This is a genomic window from Exiguobacterium sp. s127 (genome assembly GCF_018618695.1).
GTDB lineage: Bacteria > Bacillota > Bacilli > Exiguobacteriales > Exiguobacteriaceae > Exiguobacterium_A > Exiguobacterium_A oxidotolerans.
In genome coordinates this window covers 42,757-55,107 of the sequence record NZ_JACSMO010000010.1, presented here as the reverse complement: position 1 = coordinate 55,107, position 12,351 = coordinate 42,757, and the positions used below count along the sequence as shown (strand labels likewise).

Here is a 12,351-nt window from a genome sequence, read left to right as displayed (position 1 = left end):
TTAATTATCTTTTAATAAGAATTGTTTTTACTTGGTTCGGTGCGACCTCATAAGATTTGTCTTGTACCGCTGACGTGATTTCAACCGGATGTGCTTCGTTTAAATTGACTTCATGGAACGTTCCCGTTTGGTTTGATTTAAATCGAACAGATCGGCTGGTCGTCGTCGGATTGAAGACACGAAGAATGAGTCCTTCCCCTTGCTCTGCTTTTTTCAACGTACTCATGATAATCCCCGTCGATTCGAGTTCGAATAACGAATACGATACCGGCAAATGGAGTCCGGTCGGATTTAAACGCATCGCATCGTGCGGGATTTTATTGTAAGCAACAGTCGGTGATAAGTGACGCTTAGCGCAAACGGCCAGTTCTTCTTCTTTGCGGAGTGAAACGAGACCGAAATCAAAGCTGTATGTTCCGATCATCTGCGAATCCGGTGTCGCTAATTTGATTCCTGACGGACGACCCGGGCGGCGTACGAGCTCTTCTTTTCCGAGTACACCTACGCTACGGAACAGCGTAACTGCAAGCGTTGGTCGAGCTCCTGCAATGACCTCATATTCCCGTGAGCTGTTCGTGATTAAACCGAGTCCGTTCTCTGTCTCATCATCCTTTAGCCCAACATACGATAACATCGGGAAGATACCGTCTGGTCGTTCATTCCATTGTTCCTCTTCCCACACACGGAGCGCATCATCGACGAAGGGGCGGTGTATTACACCAAACTGATTATCTGAAAATGTTTGCCGGGTGTTTACTTCTGCCGGAATCAACAAACGTAAACGGTGGTCCTTCGCGTTGTTCGTAATCGTCACATTAAAGGCAATAACAGGATCGTCATGCTTTAAGACGATTTCAAGCGCGACCGTCATCTCTTTCGTCCGTTTGCCTTGCTTCCGCTCTTCTAAATCTGCCGGTACAGCGAAGCGGTGATCAATTCGGATCATTACCCGATAATTTGTTTGTGTGACTTCGATTGTCGGGCGATCCGTTTCTGTCGTAATACTCACATCATGAAGCAGGGGCGAATAATCATATTCATCTCCATCGTCCCCACTGTCCTCAAGCAGGAAGAGATCGCGGTACGTCCGATTCGACTGTTTATCTGTCACATCAAGTGTACCGTTCGACTGAATTACTACGTGATACAGCGCTGTGTCACATTCCGTTATACCTGTTTCCGCCTGCGGCAACGCGTCCGGAGTCGCACTCTCTTCAACAACGAAAAGTGTTTCATAACTCAAGGCCGGAAGTGTGATATCAAGTTCAATTGTGTAACGATAAAACGGATCATAGTTTCCATAGTGGACGATTTGGCGGTCAATCAGCCCCGGATCGATGACTGCTTTTTTCATCAACTGATAAGGAACAGGCTGCCCTGCTTCCGTTTCCAGACGGATATTTTCAAATTTACTGATGATTTCCGTCGTCGTTGTGGTCGTTTCCTGACTCGCATTCAAATTAAAGAAGGTTAACCGGTCTTCCATTCGCTCCGTCGCAATCGAATCGACAATCTTTCTTTTATAGAATGAAATCAATTGATCGGTTTTTTCGTTTGCAATGAAAAAACGGTTGTAAATTTCTTGATGGACTTTATCGGAGCAACAACATCCGATGCTATCATGGGCATGATTTTTCATGATTTCTTTCCAAATCAATTCGACTAGCCCGTGATGGTATTCAATCCCAAGTGAATAGGCAAGGCTCATTAACGGTTCTAATGTATTCGTCAGCTTGTTTTCGATTTGAGTATTCATCGCTTTGATGTCCATCCGTGTCGAATAGATGCTACGGTGAACACGCATATATTTCCCATCTAAAAACTCTCCTGAAATGGTCGGCAGATTAAGTTGTTGCTCCAGTTGATCAAATAAATCTTCGTATCGACTCAAGAAAAACTCGCGTTCCGGATACAGACGATGTAGTTGTTCGATGACTTCCGTAATGTTTTGCTGGAGCGGCATTTGATCATGACCATTCGGTAACAGCAGATGATCTCCGGTCGCACCCTTATCGAGGACAGGCAAATATTTATCCATTCGCTTTCTTAGTGCCGTTTCTTCAGTCGGTAAATATTTACCGATTGCATAGCCGAGCGGCATCAGCTGGACGAGTACATTGGAACCGTCCGCTGAATTCCAGTTGAATTCAGTTTTGTTCGTTCCATGCCGTTCCGACGTTCCTCGCCAGAAAATCGAGCGTTCGATATCGAATCCGTTCAAAATCATCGGCATTTGTGCCGACTGCCCGAACGAATCCGGTAAATAACCAATCTTCATATGGGGACCAAATTCACCTGAATCTTTAATGCCGTACAATAAGTTTCTGACAATCGACTCCCCGCCTACAATCATTTCGTCTGTTTGGGTATACCAAGGTCCAATAATCAATTTTCCTGATTGAACTAGCTGTTTTATCCGTGACCGGTTCTCCGGCTTTACCGCAAGATAATCTTCGAGGATTGAGGTTTGTCCATCTAAAACGTAATATGGATAATTTTCATCCGTTTCAAGCCTTTCCATGATTTCTTCTAAATTATTGACTAATAAGATGCGTGATTCTTCGGTCGAGAAGTACCATTCCCGATCCCAGTGCATATGTGGTACGACATGAACATTTTTCATTGTTTCCAGCTCCCTTTAAGCAACATTTTTCAGTGCATCCTGATGCTTTTTATTTTTATGTTTTCGAGTGAGAAGGAGAAGGACCATCGAAATGAACGCTCCAACCAATGCCGCACCAAGCCATACTGATGCCGCAAGTACGAGGGGTTGTCCCTGAAGTAATGCCAACGAAAAGATACCTGCTCCCGGTACGTTCAGACCGATTCCGAAATAGGCCACAATCGCTCCCGTCACGGCGGATCCTGCGACTAATGAGGGAATGACACGGAGGGGATCATTAATCATGAAAGGAATCGCCCCTTCCGTAATCCCTGCTAAACCGAGTAACCAGGTTTGTTTTCCAATTTCCCGTTCTTCTTTAGTGAACGCCTCTTTGCCTAGGCGGGTTGCACCGGTTACGGCAAACGCTGATACCATCTTGACTGAAGCAAATGTGGCATACGGGATTAAATTTCCGCTCGCCATCGCTCCGATACAAAATGTATACGCCGCTTTATTGATTGGTCCACCGAGATCAAACGAAACCATCGCACCAATGATTGCCCCGAGTAATAAAGCATTAGCCCCCTCTAATCCATCCAGCCAAGAAATCAGTCCTGTATTTAAATACGCTAACGGACGACCGACGACAAATAACATGATTGACCCGACGACAAGTGTTCCGACGACCGGATAAAACCAAAAACTGATAAACCCGGCAAATGTACCCTTCGGTTTAACTTTTTGCTTTAAGAATTTGAGGAAATATCCGGCAAGTAAGCCTCCGAGCATTCCACCTAAGAAGCCACTACCGATTAAGTTGGCTGCGACTCCGGCAGCAAATCCAGGTCCTAGAGCAGGCTTATCAGCAATCGAATACGCCATGTATGCAGCTAAAATCGGAATCATTAACTGACCGAGCAGGGATCCCCCTAATTGACGCAGTAACCATAACCACGAACCTTCTTCCGCATAGAGCGCCTGTAAATCAAACAGTTGGGAGATGAAGACGGCGACGGCAAGCGTCATCCCTCCGGCAACGATAACCGGAATAATATGCGAGATACCTGTCAGCAATGACGCTTTCACTTCGCTTTTCCAATTCGTCGGCTCCTCATCCGCTTCATCCGCCATCCGGTCAGCATCAGACTTCACATTTTCACTTTTCGTCAAAGCTTTTTCCAGGAGATCCTTTGCACTACGAAGCGGGGCAGCGACTGATGTTTTTATAGACGGAATGCCTTTAAAACGTGCTTCGTCCTTTACCGCGACGTCAACTGCAAAGATGACGGCATCTGCCTGCTGTAAATCTTTGGCTGCATGTCGGTCTTCGATTCCGTTTGCGCCTTGTTTTTCAACCTTCACTTCGATGCCAAGTTCGCGACCGGCCTTAATCAATGCTTCGGCTGCCATGTACGTATGCGCAATCCCTGCCGGACATGCTGTAACTGCCAGTACTAACTTTCCAGACGAAGGAACTTCTGCTGTTGAGTCCGTCTTTTCATCGACAGAGGCGTCTAAGGCTGCCAGTAAGTCTTCTGCTGAACGCGATTGAAGGAGGCGGTTTTTGTAGTCTTCGTTTGAAAGACGGGTTACAAATTCAGCCAATAGTGTCAAATGGGTTGATCCCGCTTCCGCTGAAGGAATCGCCAGCAGGATGACCAGCTCCACCTTGTTTGCCGGATCAATGCTTTCCCAGTCCGTTATCGGTTTTGTCAACGTCGCAATCGCAAATGATGCTTCTCTGACACTATCTGACTTACCATGGGGAATCGCAAGCCCCCCTTCAAATCCTGTCGGTGACAGTCCCTCCCGAGCGATGACTGCTTCATAAAATGCTTCTTCCGATGAAATTTTACCGGCTTCGGCGAGTTCGTGAATTAAAAAGCGAATCGCTTGATCTTTTGAATCAAATGCCTGTTGAACATGTAAAAGTGAGGTTGATGTATTCGCTTGCAACAACATGTTTGTAACCCCTTTCATTTTTACTTTTAATGAATTACCTGTAGTGTATCAACAAAAAAAGAAGAAGCTTGATTCTTCTTCTTCTTTCACATCCTTTTCTTTTGTAAGGGTTTTCATGTGTATAAATACACATCACTTGTGATTTTTCCAATACTGTTCTAACAGATGACGCAACAAGTAAAAAATCGGAGTCGGGTTTGTAATGTTGTGATGTAATAAGCGTTCAGGGGGCGAATAAAAATAGAGGCGGTAATCGGCATAGTTCACGAGGCTGTTATGCGTAAAGTGGGTGATACTGACAATCGGAATGTTTTTCTCTTTTGCCCGCCCTGCCAGTTCAATGACGGCTTCACTCTCGCCAGAAACGGATATCAAAAGAAGTAAGTCCTTCGGTGTCATCGCTTCTAGTTCCGTGATTGTCGTATGACGGTGAAGATAAAACTCACATTTTTTATTAACGACTCGATACCCTTGCACCAAGTATTCGCAATAGGTGACAGAGTCTCCAATACCGTATACGAGTACGCGACGGGCTTGTTCGAGTAAATGATGAACTTGCTCGACATGTACTTCATCGATGAGTTCTTTCGTCTTTTTTAATACGTCACCCGGCACATCTTCTTCATTTGCTTCAAGTTCATGCTTGATTGCATTTTTCATGTGCGAAAAACCGTCATAGCCTAATTTTTTAGCTAACCGGACGATTGTATTCGGGACTGTAAAAGATTCTTCCGCAATCGCCTGAATCGACATGCGTGTTACGTTCGTAAAATGATCGTTGATATATGAAATAATCTGATCGTCTGTATCGTTCAGGTGATATTCATACTTTTGAATCCGTTCCTTAAAAGTCAACATATACCCCACTCCTGCCGCAACGTTTAACCGTTTAATTGTCTACCAATTAAACAGTATACAAAAGCTCGAGTCAAAACAACAGTCACTTCAAGGACGGACCCTTTAACCGGTTTCAGCGAATTCCTTTTAATGAACGTTCACGCACGCTGGAATGCCTTCTCTTCATGACTTCCGTATATTTCCTTGGTCTGCGTAATCGTTAAATAGGCAGTGGAGTCCGTTGCCAACACAAAACGCTTTAATTTCGTGACGTCCGGTGACATCAAATGCACCGTGATTACATGTTGCTTCGCCTTCGAAGAACTAGTATTAACGACATGAACCGTTGCCGGTGCCTTTAATTCCTGTAGAATAAAGGACTGGATATGTTCAAATTGATGACTGATGATGACAACTTCACTATGCTGCTTTAATTTTTGTAGCAAAGTATCGATCAGGACCCCATTGAGAAATACACCAAATACAGCATACATTCCCTTCTCAATTCCAAATAGCATACTGGACACAAGCGCAATGCTTAAATCAAATAAAAGTACAGCTACTCCAATTCGTACACCACTCCATTTATTCAATATCATCGCTAAAATATCTGTTCCGCCGGTCGAAGCATTATGACTAAAAATCAATGCCATCCCGTATGCATTAATCGAAAAACCAAATACTAGCTGGATGAATAAATCATTGCCTACCGGTTGACGGATTGGTGCATACAAATCGAGCATATACACAAACAAAGATAATACCAGACTTGCATAGACTGTTTTAAAACCGAAAGTAAACCCTAAGAAAGCAAAACCGATACAAAAAATAAAAACGTTCAATCCTATCATGAGCACACCTAACGACAAGTTCGGCAGAAATTCGTGGATGATAACGGAAAGCCCTGAAATCCCGCCGGCCGCGACCGAATTTGGTACTAGGATAAAGTGAATATTAAAGGCCACCATCAAAAGCCCGGCATGTAATTGCAGTACATGTTTTTTTTGCATTTTTTTGCTCTCCTTTGTAGTAGAACTAAATTGTAGTACAATTTAGTTCTACTACATAAAACCTGTTTTGTCTATTGCTTTTTTCAGTTATAAAAACCATTCGATTTTTCAGAAAGAATCGACCGGGAAAAATGCTAAAATAAAATAAGAGACAATTCAATGGACGGAGGAACGTTTTCATGAAAACTGTAAAACCCATCGAAACGATTATTATTGAAAAAATTAAACGAGCTATCCTCAATCGGGAATTTGCTCCCGGTATGCAACTTACTGAATCCGTCATCGCCGAGAAACTTGAGACAAGCAGGACGCCCGTCCGGAACGCTTTTAAGAAACTCGAACTTGATGGATACGTCGTCCTGAAACCGAATCGCGGAGCTTATGTGATTCAACCGACCGTAAATGACATCATTCAGGCGTTTGAACTCCGGATTGAATTAGAAGGTGTCGCCGTAAAATTTGGTCTCGCGAATGTCGAACAGAAGGATCTTGACTATTTAAAGCAACTCATCGAAAAAGAACTGGACGCCTACACTCATGAAGATTTAACCGAATATACGAGCATCAACAAAAAATTTCATATGCTACTCGCCGAAAAAAGTCAGAACCGGTATGTCATTGAATTTTTAAGTCGGATCATTGATCAAATCGATGTCTATTTAATGATGTACAATGTCATTGATTATAAAAGTAAAAGAAATAACAAGAGCCTTAAGGAGCATCTCGAGATCATCACAGCGATTGAATCCCGTCAGGTTGATCTTGTTACCGATGCCCTGCAACGCCATTTACACCAGACATTAGACTCTATTAAGTCAATAACGGAACCTTACCAGTCGCTTGAAGATATGTTCTAAAAAAAACGCAACGCATCCATTTCCCGACGACTCGGAAGTGAACGCGTTGCGTGTGACAGATTACATATTATATTGATGCTGCAGTTAAGAATAGTTCATTTATTCGTTTACGCTTTTGTCCAGTTTGGCACCATTTCAACATTTGCAGCGACCATAGTCGTGTAGACTGGGCAACGTGAATCCACAATGTGTTGCAATTCTTGTACACGTTCTTCGGATTCGCTTGTTAAGACTTTTGCATTGACTGTGATGCGTTCGAAATAGGGACGAACTGATGCATCCCCCATCATACCGCGTGGATCCAGCGTGCCTTCCACTTCAAATTCAATTCCTTGCAGATCGAAGTTGATTTCTTTTGCGACGAAGTTAGCAATCGCATTTTCGCAACCTGTCAAAGCAACAAGCAGTGTTGCAAGTGGATTTGCACCTTCATCTGTTCCGCCCATTTTCGCCGGCTCATCGATGATGACTTTATGACCGTGTGAAACGCCTTCTGTATACATACCTTTTGATACTGCTGTAATTTTTTCAACCATTTGTAATCTCTCCTCATACACTTTTTTGTTGGTTTCTTTACCACACGCATACCGTACCACGCAGTCTTTTCTCTCTCCAAGACGAATGCTTACGCGTGTAAGCCAGCTTACACTTTCGGCGATTACCTGTTCATGTTTGCTGCTGATTCGAAACTATCTGTTTAGAAAATCTATGAAAACCAGTTATAGTGAAAAGACAATCCTCATCTTGATGAAGAGATGACCAAAAGGAGTAATAACATGGATAAACTTAAGCTTTTGTCGCAAATCAGCTTGTTTGAAGAACTTCCGACGAACGAATTGCAACTTATTAATGACGCAAGTGAAATGGTCCAGTTGAAACGGGGCGACGTTATCCTCTCGCCGCATCAACGGCAAGACGCACTATTTTTTCTAAAAGAAGGACAAGTTCGTTTGTATCGGATGAATAAACAAGGCAAGCAATTCACAGTTGATGTTTTAGTTGGTGGCAACACGTTCGGAGAAACGGCAACACTATCGTTGACGGACGACGACATGTATGCAGAAGCCATGACAGATACGTGCCTTTGTATCATGCCAACTGATCAGTTCGAAACATTCATCGAAAGTAATCCAAAAATTGCGATGAAATTGATTCAAGTCTTGTCAAATCGACTAAAGGATGTCTACTCCTTCAGTGAGCACCTCGCGCTAAATGATGTGAAATACCGAATCGTTTATTTGTTGCTGAAGCTGAGTGAAAAATCGGGCACGCGACACAAACAGTGGCAATCAATCGATTTGAAACTTACCCACACTGACATCGCACAAATGATCGGTTCCACAAGAGAGACAACGAGCCTCATTCTGAATCAGTTAAAAAAAGAGGAAGTGCTCAAAAAAGAGCTCTACTTCGCGATTGATGCCAATCGTGCAAGTGAGCTTCTCAACCAATTTTAATTTTTTAAGTACGGCCTACTAATTACGCCAACTAAAAACGGTCATTGCCCGAATCTTTTTTCGAGAAATGACCGTTTTTTAGGTTTAAGCACAAGTTCAAACAATCTGATGGCCATCTGCCCGGAACAGTTCAACCGTTCGCTCGAGCGTGACATCTTTTACGAGAATATAGTCCGTATCATATGTGGATAAAGCAAAGATACTGATTTCATGTGCTGCAAGTGGACGAATCAGCTTGGATAAAATACCCGTCAATGCAAAATCAAGTGGACCTTCGACCTTGATTGCCCGAAATCCGGACTCGATTTTTAAGTATGTCTCGTCTGTCGGAATACTGGATGTCTCGCAGACGACCGATAGCTCATCACGTGTTTTCATGATGTTCCAAAATGATCCACTCTGAAAGATCCATTCTGGTAGTGTGGCTTCAACCGCATAGCGAACGACCGATAATTCTTCTGGTAAGACTGTTAAGTTCAATTGTTTATCCCCCTCTTATCTTAGATGTCATAAGAATACCCCCGAATCTTAGCCTTGTACAGGTCTAGATTTCGGAGGTGTTTTTTACGCTTTCGTCCAATTCGCGACAAGTGTGACGTCCGCTGCGACGAGTGTCGTCGAAATCGGACAACGGGCATCGACGATTTTTTGCAATTCCTGGACCCGTTCTTCCGTTTCCGATGTCGTGACCTTCGCATGGACCGTGACCCGCTTGAATTGTGTCCGGACAGACGGGTCACCCATCATGCCGCGCGGGTCAATCGAACCTTCGACTTCAAAGTCGATTCCTTGTAAATCAAACTCAATCTCTTTTGCGACGAAATTCGCGACCGCATTTTCACAACCGACGAGGGCGACGAGTAGCGTCGCAAGAGGATTCGCGCCTTGATCTCCACCACCCATGCTTTCGGGCTCATCAATCCGGATCGTATGAATCCCTGCCTGACCTTCCGTGTGCATCCCTTTTGAGACTGCTGTCACTTTTTCGATCACAATCAACCGCTCCTTTTAATCGTTTAGTTTTTCAATATGAAAGTAGATTATTCAACGACGTTGCCTTCAGCCGGGATCGGGTGAGCTTGCAGCAGCTTCGCGAAATGCATCAAGTTGTAGGCCATGACTTTCGCATGCCCTTGCGTGAACGCGTTGTTTTTTCCATTTGCTTCAATGAAGGACGGACCCGGTCCCGCTTCGCCAACCCAGTACGTATCGACGTTCGGCGGAATCGTAAAGCCGATATGTGATAATCCGTAAAGGATCGACGCCGATGCATGCTTCGCCCCGTCCTCGTTCCCCGTGACGATGACTCCCCCGACTTTGTTGTAATACATGTATTGCCCTTTCTCATTTGTTAACCCGCTGCCGCCATACAACCGTTCAATGACTTGCGTCGCGATGCTGCTCTTCTCACCGAGCCAAAGTGGTGTCCCGATGACGACGATGTCAGCAGCCTTTACCTTTTCAAAAATTACCGGCCACTCGTCCCCGTCTCCCTCGTCAGTCGTCACGCCATAGGCGACGTTATAATCGACGACGCGAACGATTTCCGACTCGATGTCAAAGTCTTGATAATAAGCAATCACTTCGTTGATTAAGGCTTCCGTATTCGATAATTCATCTGACGATTTTAATGAACAATTTAAAAATAAAGCTTTTGTCATAAGTCTCAACTCCCTTATTGTCTAGCATTCACGTACTTTTTTATAATTCCTTTGTTTTTGATTTGTCAAACCTGACCGTCCTGCATTTTAAACCGTCACAACTTCTCCATTCAAAAAAATTGAACTTTTATTTTAAAACATCGAAAAAATAATTTTCAGACCGATAGTATATATATCACCAACTAGAAATCCACCAGGAGGTCCATCTATGACTGAAGCAAGAACCCATTCCATTCGTACACGTTTGTTACTGATCATCAGCTCCATCCTCATCATTTTTTTCCTCTTTAGTAGTGCCGCCCTTTATTACAACACGAACCAAACAGCGGTTTCGACGCTTAAAAAAACAGCGGAACAAGACGCTCTTCGCATCGCAAAAACATTCGACACGGCTGCCTACGCTGAATTTTTGAGCAATCCGACCGCTTCCGAGAATTATGAAACGCTTCGTGAATCACTTGATACGTTACGTCAGCAAAACGGTTTACTGTATGCCTATACGGCAACGATCGACCAAAATAAAGTCAATTTGTTGATTGACGGTCTACCGAAAGCAGAAGCCGCAGCCATTAATGACCCGGCGACAGGTGCCGTCGCGCAGGACATGAAACACGTTTTGAACGGTGAGACCCATACGACGGACGTGATTGATGATCCGGAATACGGACAATACGTCAGCGTCTATGTACCGCTGAAAGATGCCTCGAACACAATCATCGGCATATTAGGTGTCGATATCGCTGCAAAAGACGTCGATGCGCTGTCGACAACTTTACTCAAACAAAACCTACCGCTCTTCATCGGTTTATTACTGATTTTACTTGCACTCACCTTAGCTGCCTTGTACTATATGCTCGGACGGAAGCTGAAACCGCTCGAGACGCTCCAAGCCGTCTCGGAAAACATCGCGGCCGGGCAACTTCGGCAGGCGGATACACAACTGACCCAGCTCGAAATCAAATCGCATGATGAGATTTATTCGCTCGCCCACTCGATTAAACAGATGAACGACATGTTACGGACGATGATCACCGACATCTCGCAGACGTCACTTCTCGTCCATGAGACGAGTCAATCGATCGACGACAGTACAACGGAAGTCCTCGACGGTTCAACACAAATCGCACAGACGATGACCGAAATCGCGACCGGGACCGAAAGTCAGACCCACGTCACGTTATCATTGACGGATGAAATGGATGCATTCTCGCGATTAATCGGGGCGACTTCGACGGAAGGTGAACAGGTCCAGATGACGGTAGCTGAGATGCGTGACATGACAGACGCCGGACGTTCCCAAATGGAACGGTCGGTCAGTCGGATGGAAACGATCCATCAACAAGTTCACGCTTCAACAGACCAAATCCAGCACCTGAAACGACAATCGACGGAAGTCCAAGCGCTCGTCACAATCATTCGCGACATCGCCGCGCAGACGAATCTGCTTGCACTGAACGCCGCGATTGAGGCAGCACGTGCCGGAGAACAAGGAAAAGGCTTTGCTGTCGTCGCGTCCGAAGTCAAAAAACTGTCGAACCATGTCGCAAGCAGTGTTAACGAAATCGCGGCAATCGTCCAAAGCGTCCAGGAAAACACGCAGCAGATGGAAAGCAGTTTTGCTTTGACGCTGCAGGAAACAGTGTCCGGACAAACGGATATTAAAGAGACGGATGCTTCGTTCCGTCACCTCGCTGAACATGTCACAAGTGTCGCCTCGTCGATGGCACAAATGACCGATCAGATGACACAAGTCACCCGGTCGGAACAAACCATCCGCAGTGCCTTGCACGAAATCGCGACGGTCGCAGAGGGACATACGGCAAGCAATGAGGAAGTCGCAGCCGCTTCTGAACAAATGATTGCGACGATTACGGGCCTGCATACGCTTGTCGCGACCCTCAACACAACTTCTCGTCATTTGGAAGATCAAACGAACAAATTCTCGTTATAATGAAAACCGCG

11 protein-coding genes are annotated in these 12,351 nt (G+C 44.7%); 3 read left to right on the top strand and 8 right to left on the bottom strand.

What is annotated here, in order from left to right; genetic code table 11:
- Positions 1–4: 4 nt before the first annotated feature.
- From mngB to KNP98_RS12610, 4 genes are all read right to left on the bottom strand, one after another.
- Positions 5–2,623 (bottom strand): mannosylglycerate hydrolase, encoded by a 2,619-nt coding sequence (mngB, locus tag KNP98_RS12625; protein ID WP_214808170.1) that lies wholly within the window; start codon positions 2,621–2,623, stop codon positions 5–7.
- A 15-nt stretch (positions 2,624–2,638) separates the two neighbouring features.
- Positions 2,639–4,567, bottom strand: coding sequence for a PTS 2-O-a-mannosyl-D-glycerate transporter subunit IIABC (mngA, locus tag KNP98_RS12620; RefSeq protein WP_214808168.1), 1,929 nt, complete (start codon positions 4,565–4,567; stop codon positions 2,639–2,641).
- Between the two features lie 132 nt (positions 4,568–4,699).
- Complete coding sequence (locus tag KNP98_RS12615; RefSeq protein WP_088837078.1) at positions 4,700–5,425, bottom strand: MurR/RpiR family transcriptional regulator; 726 nt, start codon at positions 5,423–5,425, stop codon at positions 4,700–4,702.
- Positions 5,426–5,562: 137 nt separating this feature from the next.
- Complete coding sequence (locus KNP98_RS12610; RefSeq protein WP_214766007.1) at positions 5,563–6,414, bottom strand: YitT family protein; 852 nt, start codon at positions 6,412–6,414, stop codon at positions 5,563–5,565.
- Positions 6,415–6,593: 179 nt separating this feature from the next.
- Between KNP98_RS12610 and KNP98_RS12605 the strand changes: the two genes are divergently transcribed.
- Complete coding sequence (locus KNP98_RS12605; protein WP_214766005.1) at positions 6,594–7,271, top strand: GntR family transcriptional regulator; 678 nt, start codon at positions 6,594–6,596, stop codon at positions 7,269–7,271.
- A 107-nt stretch (positions 7,272–7,378) separates the two neighbouring features.
- Here the strand turns inward: KNP98_RS12605 and KNP98_RS12600 are convergent, their stop codons facing one another.
- Positions 7,379–7,807, bottom strand: coding sequence for an OsmC family protein (locus tag KNP98_RS12600; protein WP_088837075.1), 429 nt, complete (start codon positions 7,805–7,807; stop codon positions 7,379–7,381).
- A gap of 240 nt (positions 7,808–8,047) precedes the next feature.
- On the opposite strand from KNP98_RS12600, the gene KNP98_RS12595 reads away from it, so the two are divergent.
- Positions 8,048–8,728, top strand: a complete 681-nt coding sequence (locus KNP98_RS12595; RefSeq protein ID WP_214766004.1) for a Crp/Fnr family transcriptional regulator — start codon at positions 8,048–8,050, stop codon at positions 8,726–8,728.
- A 96-nt stretch (positions 8,729–8,824) separates the two neighbouring features.
- Here the strand turns inward: KNP98_RS12595 and KNP98_RS12590 are convergent, their stop codons facing one another.
- The 3 genes from KNP98_RS12590 to KNP98_RS12580 all read right to left on the bottom strand — a co-directional run bounded on the left by KNP98_RS12590 (position 8,825) and on the right by KNP98_RS12580 (position 10,389).
- Complete coding sequence (locus KNP98_RS12590) at positions 8,825–9,208, bottom strand: ACT domain-containing protein (RefSeq protein ID WP_157898478.1); 384 nt, start codon at positions 9,206–9,208, stop codon at positions 8,825–8,827.
- Positions 9,209–9,292: 84 nt separating this feature from the next.
- Positions 9,293–9,688: an OsmC family protein gene (locus tag KNP98_RS12585; RefSeq protein WP_088838483.1), complete on the bottom strand. Its 396-nt coding sequence runs from the start codon at positions 9,686–9,688 to the stop codon at positions 9,293–9,295.
- An 80-nt stretch (positions 9,689–9,768) separates the two neighbouring features.
- A complete protein-coding gene (locus tag KNP98_RS12580) occupies positions 9,769–10,389 on the bottom strand; it encodes a flavodoxin family protein (RefSeq protein WP_088837073.1) in 621 nt (206 codons plus the stop codon).
- A gap of 208 nt (positions 10,390–10,597) precedes the next feature.
- On the opposite strand from KNP98_RS12580, the gene KNP98_RS12575 reads away from it, so the two are divergent.
- On the top strand, positions 10,598–12,340 hold the full coding sequence (locus KNP98_RS12575) for a methyl-accepting chemotaxis protein (RefSeq protein WP_214769244.1): 1,743 nt from the start codon (positions 10,598–10,600) through the stop codon (positions 12,338–12,340).
- Positions 12,341–12,351 lie beyond the last annotated feature (11 nt).